We start from the raw sequence: 19,213 nt of genomic DNA, 5'->3' as shown, positions 1-19,213 counted from the left end.
GTGCGGGCCCGGGCCACCTGCTCAGGCCCCGGTGCCGTCCCGGCCGGGCGCGGGAACGGGCCCGGTCGAGTCGCGGACGACCAGTTCGGTCTGGAGCATTACCTGTGCGGTGGTGCGACGGTCGCCGGCCGCCGCGCCCCGGCCCCGGGCGCCGCGTGGCGCGTCGGAGTCGAGTTGCAGCAGCATGTCGACGGCCGTCCGGCCGGCGGCCGCGGTCGGCGTGGCCACCGTCGTCAACTTGGGGCGGGTGAGCCGGCTCAGCGCGATGTCGTCGACGCCGACGACGCTCACGTCGTGCGGCACCCGCGTCCCGAGCGCGTCCAGCCCTTCGATCAGGCCGATCGCCATCAGGTCGTTGTAGGCGAGCACGGCGGTGACGCCGCTGCGGCGTACCTGTTCGGCGAGCGCGCCGCCGCCGGTCTCGGTGGGCTGGTTGGGCCCGAGGACTGTCAGCTCCGCTGAACCGCTGCGGGCGGCGGCGGTCGCGGCGCGGCGCATCTCCCGGGCGGTCCACGAGCCGCGCGGGCCGCCGAGCAGCGCGATCCGGCGATGACCGAGCCCGAGCAGGTGCTCGATCGCGGCCCGGGCGCCCTGCCCGACGTCCATCATCACGCAGGGCAGGCCGGCGACCTGGCGGTTTATCACCACCACCGGAACCTCGCGGCTGACCTGCTCGATCAGGCTGTTGCTCATCCGAGGACTGCACAGCAGCACGCCGTCGACCTGCTTGGCCAGGGCGTGGACCAGGTCCTCCTCGGCGACCGGGTCCTCGTTGGTGTCGGCCACGAACACGTGGTAGTCGCGGTGCCGGGCCTGCCCCTCCGCCGCCTTGATCAGCGGCGGGAAGAACGGGTTGGCGATGTCGGCCACGATCAGGCCGATGTTGTGCGTACGGCCGGTGATGAGGGCCCGGGCGGCCCGGTTGGGCCGGTAGCCGAGGTCCTCCGCGCAGGCCAGCACCCGGACCCGGGTCTCCGGGTTGACCAGGTGCGGGGCCGAGAACGTACGGGACACGGTGGAGATGTGCACACCGGAGGCGCGGGCGACGTCCCGGATGGTGGCTGGCACGGCGGGCTCCCTCGTCCGATGTGGTGGGGGTCACGGGTGCCGCCCATTAATGCAAACGGTTGCGCCCGTGTCAACGGTCCATTGTTGCGGCTCGATTGCGTCGACGGTCCCGGTGGGCGTGTGAAACCTCATCAATACGGATGGATAGGGCGGCTTGGCCGTCATCCGTTGACGACGTATCCATCGTCGTGGTTTCTTCGGCTGCAAACCTTTGCAGCCGACTGCCGGGGAGGCCGACGCCATGTCACCACCGGCCCGGGAACGGGTCCGCCACGCCCTGGTGGGCGCCGGGGCGCGCGCCGAGATGTTCGTCCGCGCCCTCGCTCTCGACCACGCCGACACCGCCGAGCTGGTCGCGTTCGCCGACGTCAACCAGAGGAGGATGGACGCGCACAACCGCTGGCTGGCCGAGCTGGGCCACCCGCCGGTGCCCACGTACGCCGCCGGCGACTTCACCACCATGCTCGCCAAGGAGCGCGTCGACGTGGCGCTGGTGACCAGCGTGGACGCCACCCACGACGAGTACGTGACGGCGGCGCTGCGAGCCGGCTGCGACGTGATCGTCGAGAAGCCCATGACAGTCGACGCGGAACGGTGCCGGCGCATCCTGGACGCGGTCGCCGAGACCGGCCGCCGCGTCACAGTCGCGTTCAACTACCGCTACAACCCGCTGCACGAGCAGGTCCGGCGGCTGCTGGCCGACGGCGCGGTGGGCGAGATCGGGTCGGTGCACTTCGAGTGGCTGCTCGACGTGCGCCACGGCGCCGATTACTTCCGCCGCTGGCACCGCGACAAGTCCGTCTCCGGCGGGCTGCTCGTGCACAAGTCCGGCCACCACTTCGACCTGGTCAACTGGTGGCTCGACGCGCGCCCGGTCGACGTGCACGCGTACGGCCGGTTGTTCTTCTACGGCGCGGACGGCCGTCGGCACGGCTACGCCCGCGACTACGACCGGGCGCACGGCTCCCCCGCCGCCGACGGCGACCCGTTCGCGCTGCGCCTGGCCGACCACCCGCGACTGCGTGAGCTGTACCTCGACGCCGAGGCCGAGGACGGCTACCACCGCGACCGCAACGTCTTCGCCCCCGGCGTGACCATCGAGGACGACCTCGCCCTGCTGGCCCGCTACGACACCGGCGCGACAATGACCTACCACCTGACCGCGTACGCCCCCTGGGAGGGCTACCGGGTGATGGTCAACGGCAGCCGGGGCCGCCTCGAACTGGAGGTGACCGAGAGCGACCACGTCAGCCCGGCCGTCGCCGGAGCACTCAAGGGCGCGGCGCTGCACGGCGACGAGGCCGCCGTCGAGCAGGGCGCGGCCCGGCTCACGCTGCGCCCGTTCTGGGCGCCGCCGGTGGAGATCCCGGTCGACGGTTGGACCCGGCGCGGGCACGGCGGCGCGGACGCCCGGATGACCCGGGTGCTGCTCGGCGGCGAACCCGACCCGCTCGGCCGGGCCGCCACCGCCCGCGACGGCGCGCTGGCGCTGCTCACCGGCCTGGCCGCCAACCGCTCGCTGGAGACCGGCGCGCCCGTCCGGGTCGCCGACCTGCTCACCCTGCCCTGACCGAGGAGCCCGCCCCCGTGCCGATCATCTCCCCCAGCGATCTGCTGCTGCCCGCCGAGCCCGGCCTGCGCGCCCTGGCCCGCGAGCTGTACGCGCTCGCCGCGCAGCAGCCGATCATCTCCCCGCACGGGCACGTCGACCCCGGGCTGCTGGCCGAGGACCAGCCGTTCCCCGACCCGGCCCGGCTGCTCGTCGTACCCGACCACTACCTGACCCGGATGCTGCTCAGTCAGGGCGTACCCCCGGCCGACCTGGGCGTGCCCAGCGTCGACGGCAGCCCGGTGGAGACCGACGGGCGGACCGTCTGGCGGCGCTTCGCCGCGCACTGGCACCTGTTCCGCGGCACCCCGTCACGGCTGTGGCTGGAGCAGACGTTCCGCAACGTGTTCGACGTCGACACGCCGCTGAGCCCCGCCACCGCCGACACCGTCTACGACGCGCTCGCCGCGCGCCTTGCCGAACCGGGGTTCCGGCCCCGGGCGCTGTTCGAGCGCTTCGGCATCGAGGTGCTCGCCACCACCGAGTCGCCGCTGGACGACCTGGGCCGGCACGCCAAGCTCGCCGCCGACGGCTGGGGCGGGCCCGGCGGCCGGGTGGTCACCACGTTCCGCCCCGACGACGTGGTGGACATGGAGTTCGGCAACTGGTCGGTCAACGTGGACCGCCTCGCCGAGGTCTCCGGCGAGGACACCGGCACGTACGCCGGCTACCTGGCCGCGCTGCGGGCCCGGCGGGAGGCGTTCGCCGCCGCCGGGGCCACCTCGTCCGACCACGGGCACCCGACCGCCCGTACCCTCGATCTCAGTCCGGCGCAGGCCGCCGCGCTCTACGACAGGGGCCGGCGCGGCCTGGCCGACGCGGCCGACGCGGAGGCGTTCCGGGCGCACATGCTGCTGGAGTTCGCCCGGATGTCGCTGGACGACGGCCTGGTGATGCAACTGCACCCCGGCGCGGTCCGCAACCACAACCGGTGGCTGCACGCCCGGCACGGCCGCGACGTCGGCGGCGACGTGCCGCAGGCCACCGAGTACGTGCACGCCCTCGCCCCGCTGCTGGACGCGCACGGCAACGACCCGCGGCTCACAGTGGTGCTCTACACGCTCGACGAGGACACGTTCACCAGGGAACTCGCTCCGCTCGCGGGCGGCTACGCGGCGCTGCGCCTCGGCGCGCCCTGGTGGTTCCTGGACTCCCCCGAGGTGCTGCGCCGGTTCCGCGAGGCGGTCACCGAGACGGCCGGCTTCTACAACACCGCCGGGTTCGTCGACGACACCCGCGCGTTCTGCTCCATCCCGGTACGCCACGACGTGGCCCGCCGGGTCGACGCCGGATTCCTCGCCCGCCTCGTCGCCGAGCACCGGATGACCGGGGACGAGGCCGCCGAGACGATCGTCGACCTGGCGTACCGGCTGCCGAAGCAGGTCTTCAAGTTCGGAGGTGGGCCTTCATGACCACTATCGCCGACGTCGAGGTGCACGACGTGCGCTTCCCCACCGCCGCCAGCGGCGACGGCTCGGACGCGATCAACCGGGGCGACTACTCGGCCACGTACGTGGAGCTGACCACCGACGGCGGGCCGACCGGCACCGGGTTCACGTTCACCAACGGGCGGGGCAACGAGATCACCTGCGCGGCGGTCCGCGCGCTCGCCCACCACGTGCGGGGACGCACCGTCGCCGAGATCGCCGCCGAACCTGTCGCGTTCTGGCGCTCGCTCACCGCCGACGTGCAACTGCGCTGGCTGGGGCCGGAGAAGGGGGTGATCCACATGGCCACCGGCGCGCTCGTCAACGCGGTCTGGGACCTGCGCGCCAAGCTGGCCGGCAAGCCGATGTGGCGCTTCCTCGCCGAGGCGCCCACCGACGAACTGGTGGCGACCGTGGACTTCCACCACATCACCGACGCGCTCACCCCGGACGAGGCGGCGGCCATCCTCGACAAGGGACGCGACGGCCTGGCCGACCGGCTCGCCGGGCTGGAACGCGACGGGTTCCCGTCGTACACCACCTCAGTGGGCTGGCTCGGCTACCCGGACGAGCGGGTGCGCGCGCTGACCCGCGACGCGTACGCCGCGGGGTGGCGCGCGATGAAGATGAAGGTCGGCGGCCGGATCGAGGACGACCTGCGGCGGGCCCGGATCATCCGGGCCGAGATCGGCCCGGACGCGCTGCTGATGATGGACGCCAACCAGGTGTGGGACGTGGACGAGGCGATCGCCGCGATGGGCGTGCTCGCCGCTGTCGACCCGTACTGGATCGAGGAGCCCACGCACGCCGACGACGTGCTCGGCCACGCCCGGATCGCCCGCGCGGTCACCGAGCTGACCGGCGGACGCTGCCGGGTCGCCACCGGCGAGGTCGCCGCCAACAAGGTCATCTTCAAGCAGCTGCTCCAGGCCGAGGCGATCGGCGTGATGCAGATCGACGCCTGCCGCGTCGGCGGCGTGGACGAGGTGCTCGCCGAGCTGCTGCTGGCGGCGAAGTTCGGCGTGCCGGTCTGCCCGCACGCCGGCGGCGTGGGCCTGTGCGAGTACGTGCAGCACCTCGCGATCTTCGACCACCTGCGCGTCGGCACCAGCCTGGACGGCCGCATGGTCGAGTACGTCGACCACCTGCACGAGCACTTCACCGACCCGGTCCGCACCCGGGACGGCCGCTACCTGCTGCCCACCGCGCCCGGCTACAGCGCCACCATGCGCCCCGAGTCGATCGCGCGGTTCCGCTTCCCGGACGGCCCGGCATGGCGCTGACCACCGACCGGCTCGGCCTGGCCACGCTGCGCCGCCTACCAGAGGCCAGCCGGCCGCTGCTGCGCCCCGGCACCGTGCCGGCCGGCATCGTCCACCTCGGCGTCGGCGCGTTCCACCGCGCCCACCAGGCCGTGCACACCGAGGCGGCGGTCGGCGCGGCCGGCGGCGACTGGGGCATCATCGGCGTCGCGCCGCGCAGCACCGACGTGGTCGACGCCCTGGCCGCGCAGGACTGCCTGTTCAGCGTCACCACACTCGCCCCCGACGACGCGGCCACCCGGGTGGTCGGCGCGCTCGCCGGGGTACGGCACGCCGCGAGCGACCCGGACGCGGTGGTCGGCCTGCTCGCCGACCCGGCGATCCGGGTGGTCACGCTGACGGTGACCGAGAAGGCCTACCGGATGGACCCGGTGACCGCCGCGCTGACAGTGGACGCGGACCTGACCGCCGACCTCACCAGCGACCGTCCTCCGCGTACCGTGCCGGGCCTGCTGGTGCGCGGGCTGCTCGCCCGCGCCGCCGCCGACGCCGGGCCGATCGCGCTGGTCTGCTGCGACAACCTGCCCGCCAACGGGCGCCGGCTGCGCGGCCTGGTGGAGCAGTGCCTCGCGCTGGCCCGGGTGCCGGACGCGAGCGCCGAACGGGTGCTCACGGCGGTGACCTGCCCCGGCACCATGGTCGACCGGATCGTGCCGGCCAGCACCGACGAGACCCGGGACACCGCGCGGCGGGCGCTGGGCGTGACCGACCTGGCAGCGATCGCCGCCGAACCGTGGTCGCAGTGGGTGATCGAGGACGACTTCCCCGGCGGCCGGCCCGCCTGGGAACGGTCCGGCGCGGTGCTCACCGACGACGCCGGCCCGTGGGAGCGACTGAAACTGCGGGCGCTCAACGGCGTGCACTCGGCCACCGCGTACCTGGGCGCGCTGGCCGGCGCGGAGACGGTGGCCGAGGCGCTGGCGCTGCCGCACCTGGAAGCGGTGCTGCGGCGGCTGGTCGCCGAGGAGATCACGCCGAGCTTCACACCGCCGCCCGGGGTCGACGTGAGCGCCTACGGCGAGCAGGTGCTCGCCCGCTTCGCCAACCCGGCGATCCGGTACCGGACGACGCAGGTCGCCATGGACGGCTCGCAAAAGCTGCCGCAGCGGGTGCTGCCCACCGTCGCCGATCTGCGGTCAGCCGGCCGGTCGGCGCGGTGGAGCGCGCTCGTGGTGGCCGCCTGGCTGCGGTTCCTGCTCGGGTACGCCGACGACGGCCGACCGCTGCCGCTGGACGACCCGCTCGCCGACCGGCTGCGTGCCGCGCTGGCCGCCGGAGCGCACACCCCGGCCGGGGTGGTGGACGCGGTCTTCGCGCTGCGCGAGGTGTTCCCGGCCGACCTGGCCGACGACGACGAGTTCCGCGCCGACGTGACCGGCTGGCTCACCGCCCTGGAACGCCACGGCGTCCGGGCCACGCTGGCGGACGCCCGGTGACCGGCGGCGGGCCGCCGCGGGTGGCGTTGATCGGGGCGAACGGGCACGGCCGCTGGCACCGCCGGACCATCGCCGAGCTGCACGCCGCCGGGCGGGCGCGCCTGGTCGCGCTGGTCGACGTGCGCCCGCTGGAGGACGAACCGGAGGCGCCGGTCCCGCCGGAGACCGGCGTGTTCACCGACCACCGGGCCATGCTCGCCGAGTCCCGGCCGGACGTGGTGGTGATCTGCACGCCGCCGCACACGCACCTGCCGATCGCGCTCGACGCGCTCGACGCCGGGGCGGACCTGCTGCTGGAGAAGCCTCCGGTGCTCGACCTCGCCGAACACCGGACGCTCGCCGCCGCCGCGAGTACCGCCGGGCGGGCCGTACAGGTCAACTTCCAGGCGCTCGGCTCGGCCGCGCTGACCGAGCTGACCGGCGCGCTCGGGCGGCTCGGCGCGGTCACCGGCATCGCCACGCTCGCCGCCTGGCAACGACCGGACGCCTACTACGCCCGCTCCCCCTGGGCCGGACGGCGAACCGTCGACGGCCGTCCGGCGCTGGACGGCGCGCTCGCCAACCCGCTCGCGCACGCGCTCATGCAGTGCCTGGCGGTCGCCGAATCGGTCACCGGCGCGCCGGTACGCCCGGCCCGGGTCGAGGTGGAGCGCTACCGCGTCCGTCCGATCGAGGTGGACGACACCGCAGCCCTGCGGCTGACCCCGCACGCCGGGCCGCCGGTGCTGGCCGCGCTCACCCTCGCCGCCGAGGAACACGTCCCCGGGGAGGTGCTGGTCACCGGCGAGCGGGGCCGGGCGGTGCTGGAGTACCCGACCGACCGGCTGCGGCTGCCCGGCGACGACGCCCCACGCCCGGTGCCCGGCCGCCGAGGACTGCTGGCGAACCTGCTCGGCCACCGCGCGGACGGCACGCCGCTGATCGCGCCGCTGGCGCGTACCGAACCGTTCACCGCGGTGCTGGACGCGCTACGGGACGCGCCCGTTCCGACGCTGCTCGACGGGGACCTGGTGCGCGTGGCGGGCGACGGCCCGCAGCGGGTGCGGATGGTGCGGGGCGTCGGCGCGGTGCTGCGGGCCGCCGTGGAGACCGGCGCGCTGCCGTCCGAGGCGGGCGTGCCGTGGGCGGTCAAGCCGTACGTGGTGGACCTGCCCGCGCAGTGAATGCCCCTCCAGGAGAACGGAACGAGTCATGCGTACCCGAACCGCAGTCGTCGCGGCGCTGACCGCCGCGCTCGTCCTCACCACCGCCGCGCCCGCGCCGGCCGCGACCGGACGGCCGTCCCGGGCCGCCGAGCTGATCGGCCGCCAGGCCCTCGCCGCGAACGACGGCTGGGCCGCCATCGGCACCGGCACCACCGGCGGGTCGGCCGCCGCGCCGGACCGGGTGCACGTCGTGCGTACCCGGGCCGAGCTGGTCGCCGCACTCGGCGGCGACAACGCCACGAACGCCGCCGACGCCACCGGAAAGATCGTGTACGTGGCCGGAACCGTCGACGGTTTCGAGGGGCCCGACGGCACGCCGCTGGACTGCGCCGACCTGGCCGACCCGGAGTACTCGCTGCCCGCCTACCTGGCCGCGTACGACCCGGCGACCTGGGGGCGGGTGAACCCGAGCGGGCCGCTGGAGGCCGCCCGGGTGCGGTCGGTGGCCAACCAGACCCGCCAGACCCAGATCAACGTCGGCTCCAACACCACGATCATCGGCCTGCGCGGCGCCCGGCTCACCGGCCTGACGCTGATGATCGACCGGGTGGACAACGTGATCGTGCGCAACATCGAGTTCGCCGACGCCCGGGACTGCTTCCCGGCCTGGTCCCCCACCGACGGGGACACCGGCAACTGGAACTCCCAGTACGACCAGATCTCGGTGCGGCGCAGCGAGCACGTCTGGATCGACCACAACACGTTCACCGACGGCGACAACCCGGACAGCGCCCAGCCCGTCTACTTCGGCCGGCCCTGGCAGGTGCACGACGGATCGCTGGACGTCACGCACACCGCCAGCCTCGTCACCGTCTCCTGGAACCGGTTCACCGGCCGGGACAAGGTGATGCTGATCGGCTCGTCCAACACCGTCGGGCCGGACGTGGGCCGGCTCGACGTCACCGTCCGGCACAACCTGTTCGACGGCACGCTGCAACGCCTGCCCCGCGTGCGGTTCGGCCGGGTCGACGTGCACGAGAACCACTACCGGCTCGGCGGGCCCGGCTTCGCGTACGCCCTCGGCGTCGGCGTGCAGTCCGCCCTGTACGCGGAGAACAACTTCTTCACGCTCACCGGCGACACCGGCCCCGCAGACCTGCTGTACGACTGGGGCGGCACCGCGCTCACCGAGCGGGGCAGCTGGGTGCGCCAGGGCGACCGGCTGCCCCGGCCGGTGAGCCTGCTCGCCGCGTACAACGCAGCCCACGACCCGGACCTCGGCGGCGACGCCGGGTGGACGCCCACGCTGCGCGCCGCGCGGCCGCTGCCGACCCCGCTGGTCCCGCTCGCCGTCGACGCCTTCGCCGGCGCCGGGCGGCTGCCGCTCTGACCGGCTCCCGGGCCCGCACGCGTACCGCCTCGCCACCGTCGGGGTGACCGCCGCCCGCGCGGGCCGCTCGTCCGTGGGCCGGCGTCCCCTCCGGGGTCGCCGGCCCACTGCCGTTGCCGCCTCGCGGGGCCGCCGGCTGACACGCCGCCCTCGATGCGCAATGATCATGTTGACGGACAGCGCCGCCGGGGATTGAAACGGCGGTCACCGGGGACAACAGGGTGAGAATCGGGCGGTGGCAGCGCGAGTGGGCGCCCAGGCCCGGGGACGGGCGCGGGACGGAGGACCGGACGTGACGGGTGGGACATCCGGGGTCGTCGGCCCGGTCCTCACCATCGACCTGCCGGCCGACCCGGGCCAGCTGGCCGCCACCCGGGAGCGGCTGCGCGGCTGGCTGCACGCCCAGGGCGTCAGCGAGTGGGACATCGAGACCGTCCTCATCGCCACCGGCGAGGCGTGCGCCAACGCCATCGAGCACGGGTACCGCTTCGCTCCCGAGGGGATCACCACGCTGCGGGCCGAGCTGCGCGGCGACCGGCTGGAGATCGAGGTACGCGACCACGGCGGCTGGCGGGCGGCCGACGGCGACGAGAGCGGCGACCGGGGGCGCGGGCGGCTGATCATGGCGCGGGTGATGGACGAGGCCACCATCGTCGGCACGCCGGAGGGCACCTGCGTACGCCTGGTCAAGCGTCTCACCGGCGACGTGAGCGGCCCGGCGGGCACCGGATCTAGCGAAGATCAGCTATAAGGGACGCATGGAGTTCCCCGCGTACCTCGCCACCATGCCGATGCACGCGATCACCGAGATCCACGGTGAGCCCGGCCTGCTGGCCCGGTTCCGGCTGGAGATCGAGGCGTTCGACGAGGCCGACCGCGACCGGCTGACCGAGGCGCTCGACCTGGCCGCCGACCTGCACCGCGACGACCGGCGGGTACGCGAGCCGTACCTCAACCACCTGCTGCGGGTGTCGATCCGGCTGATGCACCACTACCAGGTGCGGGACGTCGACGTGATCATCGCCGGGCTGCTGCACGACGCGGTCGAGGACCACCCCGCCGAACTCGCAGGGCTCGGCCCCGACACCGGCTCGGACGCGACCCCGGCGGCGCTCACCGTGCTCGCCGACCGGTTCGGGGCGCGGGTCGCCCGGCTGGTCGCGGCGGTCACCAACCCGGAGTACAACCCGGGGCGGGACCGCGACGAGCAGTACCGGGAGCATGTGGCGGCCAGCCTGGAACGGGAGCCCTGGGCCCGGGTGATCAAGGTGTCCGACTTCACCGACAACGGCGTGGGCGTGATCCACACGGTCGGGCCGAAGGTGACCCGCGCCGCCACGAAGTACCGCCCGCTGGTGCCGGTCTTCCGCGACCTGGTCGCCCGCCCGGACACGCCGTTGTCGGCGTCGGTCAAGGAGCACATCTTCGCCCAGCTGGACCTCGCCGAGGAGCGCTTCAGCGCCATCCTCGACCAGCCGGGCTGACGCCACCCGCGCACCACCCGGCTCGCACTCATCCTCACCTCGCCACTTCCCCGACCTGGCGCCCGGCTCGCCACTTCCCCGAAGTGGCCGCATCCCCACTCACCGGACCCCACCACTCCCCCGAACTGGCGCACGGCCCACCACTACGCCGAAGTGGCGGCAACCCCACCCAACGGACCCCGCCACCTCCCCGAACTGGCGCACGGCCCACCACTACGGCGAAGTGGTGGCATCCCCACCCACCAGGCCCCGCCACCTCGCCGAGCTCGCGGGTCCGACGTCGCCACTTCGGGGAGGTGGTGGGGAATCGGCGGCCGGTCAGGCGGTTGCGGGAGGTGGGCCGGCGAGCCGTCCGCCGAGCGCGGCGGCGACGCGGTCGCGCAGGGCGGGCAGGCGGTCCGGGTGGTCGCGCAGCACCAACCGCAGCGTCTCGTGGCCACCGGCGGCGGCCGCGCCGAGCACGTCCAGCAGCGTGCCGAGCTGGGCGGGCGGCTCGTCGGCGAGCAGGTCCGCCGCGTCGGTCACGACCAGTGTCAGCGGACCGGCGTCGAGGCGGTCGGCGAGCGCGTCGGCGAGGGCGTCCCAGTTGCGGCCGTACCAGCCGGGCAGTTCCAGCGCCCCGGCCAGCGCCTCGTGCAGCCCGGCCCGGGTGCGGCCGGCCGTACCGGAGACCGGCATTCCGTCCGGCTCGGACGGCGCAAAGTCGTACACGAGCCAGGCCGGCAACCGCGTACCCATGATCCGTCGTTTCCCGACGGCGCCGGCCGGGCGGCGCGGGCCCGGCCGGCGTCGAGGCTGCTCAGAGCCGGTAGAAGTTGGCGTAGTGGTCGGGTGAGAACCAGGTCGCCCCGGTGCTCTTGTTGACCACGATCCGATACGCGTCCCGGGAGGCGTTGCAGGCGCGCGGGTAGACGTCGTACTCGTAGTAGGTGGCGCCGGAGGGCAGCTGTCCCTCGTAGTTGTAGAACCGGCCGCCGGCGAAGTTGCACTGGCCGCCGCTCCACGAGTACCAGCCGCGGCTGGTCGGGAAGCTCTTCGCGGACCAGCCGGACCGCGCGGTGCGCGCGTCGGCGCAGCGGGACTGGGTGCAGGAGCCGTAGACGGCGGCAGCGGCCGGTTCGGCGAGCCGGGTGAAGACAGTGGCGGGGGCGACGAGCGCGGCGGCAGCCACGGCGGCGACCAGGGCGGACGCGGCGAGGGCGCGGCGGACTCGGGTGACGACGGCGCGGAACGGGGTCAAGGGATCCTCCTTGAACGGGACGACAGCGCATCGACCGACATTGATGGCCGGTCGATGCTCAGTCTGTCGGGGATCCTGCCCGCGGTACAGCCCCGATCCGGCGACAGCCCTCCGAACCCCGCGTGAACATGAGGCGGCGGGTGCGGACGGACGACCCGAGCCGCCCGTCCGCACCCGCCGCGTGGAGCTAGTGCGAGAACGCCTGGAACTCGGCGATCCGCACGTTCTGCGCCTGCGGGCTGGCGGTGGCGCAGTCGGTCGCCGCCCGCGGGTCGTCGTCCTGCTCACCGGCGTAGTCCGGCGCGCCGGTGCACTGGTTGGTCAGCACCTCGACGCGCAGGTGCGTGGCAGTGGTCCGCGGGATGCCGAAGGACCGCATGATCAGCTCCGGCGCCCGGGGACGCGGCGCCACCGACGGGAAGGCGTCCGGCTTGCTGGTGTAGACCGGCCGGAAGTCCGCCGCGTCGGCGCACGTCACCGGCCCCTGCGCGGTGCAGGCCAGGACCCGGAACTGCCGCACCGCCGAGTACCGGCTCTGGGTGCCGGCGTCCGCGTCACCGGTGACGGGCGGGCGCAGCATCGCGCTGACCTGCACCCGGCGTACCTGCTGGACGCCGCCGGCCAGGTCGACGGTGACCTGCCGGCCGGCGACCGGCGCGCCGATCGAGGCCCAGTTGGTGGCCTCGTCGTCGTCGGCGATCTGCGGCAGGTTGATGCCGTCACCGACGACCGTCGCGCCGGTGGTCGCCGAGGCCAGGTTGGGTCGCAACGTCACCGGCAGCGTCCGGTTCTGGCCCGCCTTGATCGTCACCGGGCCGATCCGGGTGTGCCCGTAGCCGGGGGCCCGCACCACGAACTCGTACGTGCCGGGCACCATGTCCACCCGGTCGGTCAGCGGGGTCGCCGCGTCGGTGTCCGCGACCGGCACGGCCCGCGCCTGGTAGCGCCCGACGAACAGCTGCGCTCCGGCCACCGGCCCGCGCTCGCCCACCGGCAGGAGCCGCAGCGAGCCCTCCCGGGCGTACGGGGAGGTGAAGCCCGGCGTGGGGTCGGGGTCGGTGTGGCCGACGCTGGCCGCGCCCTCCCCCAGGCCGCGCTTGGCGAACGCGTTCCAGAGCAGGTCCTGGTTGGCCCCGCCGAAGCGGATCCGGTCGGCGGCGAGCATCGCGTCCCGGGCGTCGACCATGCTGACCTGGCTGACCGACATCAGCAGGAACGAGTCGAAGACCAGCTGGATCCAGCGCCGGTTGCCGGGGCAGGCGGTCACGTCGCGGGCGCCGGTGGCGCACGCCTTCTGCACGGCCGGGGTGCCGCTGCCCCAGCGGCGCATCATGGCCGCGCGGATGTCGGTGTTGGTGGCGCTCCACACCTCGCCGGAGGCGTGCACCTGGAGGCCGACGAAGTCGTAGTCGAGCGAGCTGTAGTTCAGCGGGCTGTCGCTCATGTTGTAGTTGCGGATGCCGGCGTTCGGGTCCTGCGTGGTGTACTCGCCGATGGTGAACCCGCGCCGGCCGGGCGCGGCGTACCCGTGCTCGAAGAGGTACTCCATCGCGAGCTGGTCCGACCAGCTCTCGCTCATGCCCTGCGGCGTGCTGACCCCGGCGCTCGGGCCGGCGATCATGCGGTTGGTGACCGCGTGACCGTACTCGTGGGCGATCACCGACATGTCGAAGTCGCCGTCGACGCAGGGCGCGTAGAACGAGCCGGCGGTGGGCTGCCACAGGTACATGTTCGTGGTCGGCGCGACGCCGTCCGGCGGGGTGATCTGGTTGGCGTTGTTGCGGGCCGGGAACGTCGGCGGGCCGCCGCTGACGCCACCGGCCTGGGCGTTGCCCTGCTCGGGGTCGTTACCGAGACCACCGCGGCCCAGGTTGTCCTGCTGCATGTTCCAGGTCTCCTCGGTGAACCCGAGGTGGTACGTCCAGTCGTGCATCCGGTTGTGCATCGCGAACAGGTTGGCCCGCGCCGCGTCGATGTCGTTGGCGCGCGGCGAGGTGAACACCTCCGGGTTGCAGCGCTGCTCCTGCCACTGGTTCGTCCACGGGTAGGCGTACCTGCGGTCCGGCCGGGGCGTGGCGGTCTCGGTGCCGACGCTGAACGGGTCGTTGCTGAACCAGTTCTGCACGGCTATCGCGTTGTTGCCCTTGGTCGTGCTGGTGGACTCACCGGTCGCCGGGTCCACGTCCCAGGCCGGGTGCCCGGGCACGCCGACCACTTCGGCGCAGCCGCGCGCCGGCACGGCGCACCACCGCTTGCGGGTGTCGACCGAGGCCCTGTCGACCCGGGGCGAGTTCGGGAAGACCTCCCAGGACGGGTGGTCCGAGGCGTGGTCGATGAGGTCCTCGCGGACCAGCACGGCGCCGTCGCGGGCGTCCACGTAGGTGGAGTAGGCGGCCGGGTCCGCGCCGGTGGTGTCCGCGCCGAGGACCACCTCCCACGCCGCGCGCGGCCCACGGTCCGCGGTGGGCACCGCGACCAATGAGGTACGCACGACCTGCGCGTCGGCGCGGCCGGCGTCGGCGATCGCCGCCTTGCGGGCCTGCTCGGCGCTGATCGTCGCAGGGGCCGGCGGACCGGCGTCACGGGCGAGCGAGGAGCTGACGTGCCACACCGCTTTGTCGCGTACGCCGACCGACAGCATGCCGTCGACGCCGGCCGGCAGATCACCGAAGCGCTGCCGGAACAGCACCGTCGCGCCCTGCCCCATCGGCGCCACGGTGAGCAGTTCCAGCGCGGCAGCGCCCTCGGCGGTCAGCCCCAGCACGTCCCGGTTGGCGGCCACGTACGCGCGCGCGGCGGCGGCCGGGTCGGCGGGCAGGCCGGTGGCCAGGGGCTTGCCGGTGGAGGTGAGCGTGGCGGGCGTACCGAAGTCGGTCCAGCGCACGCGCGCGCCGAGCGCGGCGGCCCGGTCCCGCTGCCGCTCGGTGGCGGCGACGCGGCCCTTGCGGTTGTCGGTGGCCTTGGTGTCGTGCCGGTCGCCCGGCAGGTGGTCGGGTGGCGCCTGGGTACGGGTCTGTTCCCGGGGTGCCGCCTGGCCGCCGCCGGCGGCGGTCAGGACCAGACCGGCTGCCAGCAGCAGCGCGGTGGTCCCCGTCAACGCACGGGATGGTGTGCGCACGGTCCCTCCTGTCATCGTCGAACGGCGATGTCCGTTCCGCCATCCGACCAGCACGATCGACGCCCCGACACCATCCGAACATCCATAAATGTTGTTGCGTCGATTTCTCGGCGGCGCCGACGGTGCAGGAGGGCGCTCCTTCGGGATTCGCAGTCCACGGGGTGAGAGGCCAGGAGATCTTGGTAGCAAATGGCCCCCATGAGGGCCATTTGCTACCAAGATCTACCGGGTAGCCGTGGCTCCTCAGCGCTCAGGCCGCCTTGAACACGGTGTCCAGGTGCCACTCCAAGAACTCGGCGCTGGGCGCTCACCACGTCGCTCCGGGATCGCGATCACAGAGCCGGCCTTGGCGTAGAACTGGTCGCCGTTGCCGAACTCACTACGCAGGCGCGGGCTCACCATCAGGCGATACTTCGGGTCCACGCCCAGATATCCGTGATCGAAGAGGATGTGCACGTCGGACTTGAGCAACAGTCCGTTGTCGATCCGATGTTCACCACCCTCGGGGAGCGGCCGGATGTGTGCTGCTTGCAGCACCGGTTGCACCTTGTTGCCCGTGATGGCGCAGCGCCGGCCGTAGGCGCCGAGCACCACCGCCTTGAAGGACTTCTGGCCGAGTCGCTGCGGGACGAGCCGTGGATCGCCGTAAACCGGACCGGGACGATGCCACGGCTCGCTGAGGTCCAGCTCGACTTCACCGCCCAGAAGACGGTGCAGCAGCAGGCGGAAGTAGCCCGCTGAAGCTGGTTCAGCGAGGTCGTACGTCTTGCCCTGGACGACGTTGGGTGCGAACCCGGGCGGCGGATCTGCTGTGGAACCGTCCGAGAAAAAGACGCTGTCCCGGACGAAGACGCAGCCGATGACGGGATCCTCCCCCGGCGCAATCGGCTGCCTCCGGTACCGCCCGACGCTATGCCGCATGTCGTCCAGGCTCGCGACGCCATTCCCCTCGCCGAACAGGGCCCACGCCTCCGAGATCTTCAACTGTGTGAACCCGCTGAAGAAGCCCCCGCCGACGATCCGATTGAGCGGGTAGTGGGCCTTGAAAAGGAACGGTTCGCCCGGCGTGAGCGCGCGGAAGGCGCCACCCGACGGGCGCCAGAAGTTGACTTCGTTCAGGTCGGGACGCGCGGCCAGGAACCGATACCACTTCTCGTCCGTGACCCCGACGAAGGCTTTCACGCCGCCCAGCGTGCATTACCGATGGATCTTGCCGCTACCCCCGGCGAGGTCGCGAATCCGACTGGATTGGTCAGGGCTCGCGCATCCAGGTCTTCGGGTCCGTCACGAAGACGCCCTTGCCCTGCTGACGGCGGATCACCCGCAACGCTTCGAGACGTGCATACGCCATCTGGACGGTCCCATGACTCACGCGGTAGCGATCGCGCAGCTCAGCGATGGAGGGCAGCTTGTCCCCCGGCTTCAGCTTCGTCCCTCTGACATCGGCGATCACATCGTCGGCGATGCGCCAGTAATCCGGCACTTCTCGCATGGCACTCCTCGCGTGGCGACCCGATTCGATCACACCGCGACGCGCCTAACAAGTAACGTTGACTCATCTGACATGTCTAGATACGTTGGCTCCGGGCCGTTCCTCGCGTGGCAACGAGTTCGGCTCATCCCCCGGTCGGGGCGGGTGCGCGTACCCGTCCCGACCCTCCGGACTGCTCCGCCTTCGTACCGCCGATCCGGGCTGCGAGGGCGGAGCGGGCGGGCCGTCCGCGGCCGGCGTGCGGACGGCCGCCCTTCCAGACCCACCGCACCTGTCCGCTGATCCTGGAAGGACCGAAGTGACGCAGAATCGATCCGGCCGGCCCCACCTGAGCGGCCCACCGGCCGGGATGACCGCGCACGAGGTGCGCACCCACGCTTTCGACCCGCATCGACGGGGCGTCGACCCCGATCAGGTACGCGAGTTCCAGGCCCGGGTCGCCGACGAGCTGACGGAACTGCACCGGCAGGTACGCCTGCTCGCGCAGGAGAACGACAGGTTGAAGCGCGCCCTGCGTGACTGGCAGGCCATGCACGCCCGCGAGTGCCGCCCGCCGAACGACGGCCACTGGTAGCGATGCGTGCGCCGCAACCCGGTGACCTGCTGCGAGTCGATGGCCGAGCGTCGGTGCAGTTCGGCGGCGACCGGGCGCTGACGTTCCGGGTCGTGTCGGTCGGCGCCGAGGTGACGCATGGGCTGGATCTGGCTGACCGGCTACGTGCTCAACCGTCGAGGCACTGCGACCGCGAAGCGGGAGATCTTCGTGCAGCTCGCCGGGCTGCGCCGGGCCGGCGAACCACTGCCGCCTGGTCAGTCCTGCGTGCCGGCGAACAAGGTCCAGGCGTCGATCTCGGTCGGGGCGAGGGGCCGCGCCGGCAGGTAGGACGCCAGGTCGCGGAAGTCCGCCACGGCGTTGTGCACGCACACCGCGAGCGAGAAGTGCAACAGTTCCCGCAGCGCCTGCGCGTCGGGCGCGGTGGCGTCGTCGAGCAGCGGACTGCGGACATCCAGCGCGAACACCACGTGGCAGGCGCTCTGGTCGGGCTTGACGACGCAGTAGTAGCGTCCCGCCTCGGCCAGCCGGTTGCGGATGTTCGCCCAGGCCATGGCCCCGGAGATGTCCGGCACGTCGGCACCGGCCGCGCAGGCCATCCGGAAGACCCAGCGGGCCGGGTCCTCCGGCGACACCGCGCCGTAGACCAGCACCAGGCCACCGCGGTGGAAGACGGCGAAGCCCTGCACGTCGGGGCTGAGGTGCAGGAAGTCCGGAGTCCAGACCCTGTCGTACTGCCGCTCGGCCAGGGACCGCACGTATGTCACGGTCTGGCCGGCGTCGTGGCGAGCGTCTACGCCCATGCGTTCTGGCCCTCCCCCGAAGCATTGCGGAGCCTCACGCTACGAAGCGCTTCGACAACAGATCAAGGTATGCCGATCGAGTTTGGATGGTCGGTCCCGTGAACGGGACCGACCCGCCCCGAGTCCCACGGATAGGACTACGGGACGGCTCGTCCGATCGGTCAACCGGCGGGGCGGAGCCGTCCGCGCGGCTGCGCGCGTACACCGGTCGCTGTTGTTAGCGTGGATCGCGGACCGCTACGGCAGTCCGCCACCCCTCGCCCGACGGCCCGCGCGTCCCGGTGACGCCACGGGACGCGGTGCCGCGATCCGGCATGGAGGGGGTGCGATGACCGCGGTGCCGGGGGACCCGGGGCCGGCCGACCAGCGGCCCGCGCCGCGCGAGGGCTGGCGGCGCTGGCGGGTACGGGCACGCGCGCTCGGCGACGCGGCGCGGCTGCGGACCCGGCGCTTCTGGGACGGCGCGCAGCCCACGCTGCGGCAGCTCTGGTGGACCGAGGAGCCGGAGACGCCGGTGACCACCGTCGACCGGCGCGCCCCGGAGCCGCTCGTGGTGCCGGCGCAGGGCCAGGTGTACGTGTTCCTGGTGCGGGCCACCTACACCTGGTCGTCGGAGACCGCCCGGCCGGAGCTGTTCGGCTGGTACGTCGACTACTTCCAGCAACAGGCCACGCAGCGGCTGCACCGGCTGGCCGTCCGGCACGCGGTCGAGGTGCCGCCGCACCGGCCGCGTGACCTGCACGCCGCGTTGACCGCCGCGCTCGCCGCGGACGATCCACCGCCGTGGACGTACGCGCGGGGGGAGGTGACGTTCGCCTGCGAGCCGGACGTCACAGTGCATCTGGACGAGCGGGTGCGCCGGCTGCTCCAGCCGTACTGGGAGCAGCGCATCGCGCTGGAGTGCGAGCGCGACCTGGCCCGCCGCCGCGCCGAGTTCGCCGACGAGCGGGACCGGCGCGACCGGCAGCCGGAGGCGGCGGGAGCGAGGCCCGCGCCGCGAGCGCCGAACACCGACGGGCCGGCGGACCTGTTCCCGTTGGAGCCGCTGCTCCCGCCGCCCGCGCCGCGCCCGGCCCCGGGGCAGCGACCGCGTCCCGGCGAGCCGCAGCCACCGGCGGTCTGACGC

17 protein-coding genes are annotated in these 19,213 nt (G+C 73.4%); 10 read left to right on the top strand and 7 right to left on the bottom strand.

The features are described from left to right. Positions 1-21 precede the first annotated feature (21 nt). Positions 22-1,068 (bottom strand): LacI family DNA-binding transcriptional regulator, encoded by a 1,047-nt coding sequence (locus tag AMK25_RS11825; RefSeq protein WP_043323558.1) that lies wholly within the window; start codon positions 1,066-1,068, stop codon positions 22-24. Positions 1,069-1,309: 241 nt separating this feature from the next. Here AMK25_RS11825 and AMK25_RS11820 point away from each other — a divergent pair, with 241 nt between their 5' ends. The 8 genes from AMK25_RS11820 to AMK25_RS11785 all read left to right on the top strand — a co-directional run bounded on the left by AMK25_RS11820 (position 1,310) and on the right by AMK25_RS11785 (position 10,881). Continuing rightward, positions 1,310-2,638: a Gfo/Idh/MocA family protein gene (locus AMK25_RS11820; RefSeq protein ID WP_073828390.1), complete on the top strand. Its 1,329-nt coding sequence runs from the start codon at positions 1,310-1,312 to the stop codon at positions 2,636-2,638. Between the two features lie 17 nt (positions 2,639-2,655). Further along, a complete protein-coding gene (gene uxaC / locus AMK25_RS11815) occupies positions 2,656-4,089 on the top strand; it encodes a glucuronate isomerase (protein WP_073828389.1) in 1,434 nt (477 codons plus the stop codon). Further along, positions 4,086-5,387 carry an enolase C-terminal domain-like protein gene (locus tag AMK25_RS11810; RefSeq protein ID WP_073828388.1) on the top strand — a complete coding sequence of 434 codons (1,302 nt, stop codon included), beginning with the start codon at positions 4,086-4,088 and terminating at the stop codon, positions 5,385-5,387. Before uxaC ends, AMK25_RS11810 begins: the two co-directional genes overlap by 4 nt. Next, positions 5,378-6,862 carry a mannitol dehydrogenase family protein gene (locus tag AMK25_RS11805; protein ID WP_073828387.1) on the top strand — a complete coding sequence of 495 codons (1,485 nt, stop codon included), beginning with the start codon at positions 5,378-5,380 and terminating at the stop codon, positions 6,860-6,862. Before AMK25_RS11810 ends, AMK25_RS11805 begins: the two co-directional genes overlap by 10 nt. Next, positions 6,859-8,025 carry a Gfo/Idh/MocA family protein gene (locus AMK25_RS11800; RefSeq protein WP_073828386.1) on the top strand — a complete coding sequence of 389 codons (1,167 nt, stop codon included), beginning with the start codon at positions 6,859-6,861 and terminating at the stop codon, positions 8,023-8,025. Before AMK25_RS11805 ends, AMK25_RS11800 begins: the two co-directional genes overlap by 4 nt. A 28-nt stretch (positions 8,026-8,053) precedes the next feature. Then, entirely contained in the window at positions 8,054-9,397 is a 1,344-nt protein-coding gene (locus AMK25_RS11795; protein ID WP_073828385.1) for a pectate lyase family protein, read from the top strand. 292 nt (positions 9,398-9,689) lie between these two features. Continuing rightward, complete coding sequence (locus AMK25_RS11790; protein WP_073828384.1) at positions 9,690-10,148, top strand: ATP-binding protein; 459 nt, start codon at positions 9,690-9,692, stop codon at positions 10,146-10,148. 7 nt (positions 10,149-10,155) lie between these two features. Next, positions 10,156-10,881, top strand: a complete 726-nt coding sequence (locus tag AMK25_RS11785; protein ID WP_073828383.1) for an HD domain-containing protein — start codon at positions 10,156-10,158, stop codon at positions 10,879-10,881. A gap of 318 nt (positions 10,882-11,199) precedes the next feature. Here the strand turns inward: AMK25_RS11785 and AMK25_RS11780 are convergent, their stop codons facing one another. The 5 genes from AMK25_RS11780 to AMK25_RS11760 all read right to left on the bottom strand — a co-directional run bounded on the left by AMK25_RS11780 (position 11,200) and on the right by AMK25_RS11760 (position 16,731). Beyond that, a complete protein-coding gene (locus AMK25_RS11780) occupies positions 11,200-11,619 on the bottom strand; it encodes a barstar family protein (protein ID WP_073828382.1) in 420 nt (139 codons plus the stop codon). A 61-nt stretch (positions 11,620-11,680) separates the two neighbouring features. Then, complete coding sequence (locus AMK25_RS11775; protein ID WP_073828381.1) at positions 11,681-12,121, bottom strand: ribonuclease domain-containing protein; 441 nt, start codon at positions 12,119-12,121, stop codon at positions 11,681-11,683. Positions 12,122-12,308: 187 nt separating this feature from the next. After that, positions 12,309-15,218 (bottom strand): M36 family metallopeptidase, encoded by a 2,910-nt coding sequence (locus tag AMK25_RS11770; protein ID WP_241826331.1) that lies wholly within the window; start codon positions 15,216-15,218, stop codon positions 12,309-12,311. A gap of 264 nt (positions 15,219-15,482) precedes the next feature. Further along, entirely contained in the window at positions 15,483-16,421 is a 939-nt protein-coding gene (locus AMK25_RS11765; protein ID WP_073828379.1) for an HNH endonuclease, read from the bottom strand. Between the two features lie 70 nt (positions 16,422-16,491). Next, on the bottom strand, positions 16,492-16,731 hold the full coding sequence (locus AMK25_RS11760; RefSeq protein ID WP_073828378.1) for a winged helix-turn-helix domain-containing protein: 240 nt from the start codon (positions 16,729-16,731) through the stop codon (positions 16,492-16,494). Positions 16,732-17,029: 298 nt separating this feature from the next. Here AMK25_RS11760 and AMK25_RS11755 point away from each other — a divergent pair, with 298 nt between their 5' ends. After that, positions 17,030-17,305, top strand: coding sequence for a DivIVA domain-containing protein (locus tag AMK25_RS11755; protein ID WP_073828377.1), 276 nt, complete (start codon positions 17,030-17,032; stop codon positions 17,303-17,305). Between the two features lie 236 nt (positions 17,306-17,541). Here the strand turns inward: AMK25_RS11755 and AMK25_RS11750 are convergent, their stop codons facing one another. Then, positions 17,542-18,087 (bottom strand): hypothetical protein, encoded by a 546-nt coding sequence (locus AMK25_RS11750; protein WP_073828376.1) that lies wholly within the window; start codon positions 18,085-18,087, stop codon positions 17,542-17,544. A gap of 328 nt (positions 18,088-18,415) precedes the next feature. Here AMK25_RS11750 and AMK25_RS11745 point away from each other — a divergent pair, with 328 nt between their 5' ends. After that, positions 18,416-19,210, top strand: a complete 795-nt coding sequence (locus tag AMK25_RS11745) for a hypothetical protein (protein WP_073828375.1) — start codon at positions 18,416-18,418, stop codon at positions 19,208-19,210. Positions 19,211-19,213 lie beyond the last annotated feature (3 nt).

The organism is Micromonospora sp. TSRI0369, from assembly GCF_001905625.1.
GTDB classification, from domain to species: Bacteria; Actinomycetota; Actinomycetes; order Mycobacteriales; family Micromonosporaceae; genus Micromonospora; species Micromonospora echinospora_A.
Note: the sequence above shows the minus strand (reverse complement) of the source record. Positions and strands in the feature narration are given on the sequence as shown.

What these genes read in the sequence shown, in the direction of transcription:
- AMK25_RS11820 (WP_073828390.1), top strand. Translation starts at nt 1,310, where the DNA reads ATGTCACCACCGGCCCGGGAACGGGTCCGCCACGCCCTGGTGGGCGCC.
- AMK25_RS11810 (WP_073828388.1), top strand. Translation starts at nt 4,086, where the DNA reads ATGACCACTATCGCCGACGTCGAGGTGCACGACGTGCGCTTCCCCACC.
- AMK25_RS11805 (WP_073828387.1), top strand. Translation starts at nt 5,378, where the DNA reads ATGGCGCTGACCACCGACCGGCTCGGCCTGGCCACGCTGCGCCGCCTA.
- AMK25_RS11795 (WP_073828385.1), top strand. Translation starts at nt 8,054, where the DNA reads ATGCGTACCCGAACCGCAGTCGTCGCGGCGCTGACCGCCGCGCTCGTC.
- AMK25_RS11785 (WP_073828383.1), top strand. Translation starts at nt 10,156, where the DNA reads ATGGAGTTCCCCGCGTACCTCGCCACCATGCCGATGCACGCGATCACC.
- AMK25_RS11780 (WP_073828382.1), bottom strand. Translation starts at nt 11,619, where the DNA reads ATGGGTACGCGGTTGCCGGCCTGGCTCGTGTACGACTTTGCGCCGTCC.
- AMK25_RS11760 (WP_073828378.1), bottom strand. Translation starts at nt 16,731, where the DNA reads ATGCGAGAAGTGCCGGATTACTGGCGCATCGCCGACGATGTGATCGCC.
- AMK25_RS11750 (WP_073828376.1), bottom strand. Translation starts at nt 18,087, where the DNA reads ATGGGCGTAGACGCTCGCCACGACGCCGGCCAGACCGTGACATACGTG.
- AMK25_RS11745 (WP_073828375.1), top strand. Translation starts at nt 18,416, where the DNA reads ATGACCGCGGTGCCGGGGGACCCGGGGCCGGCCGACCAGCGGCCCGCG.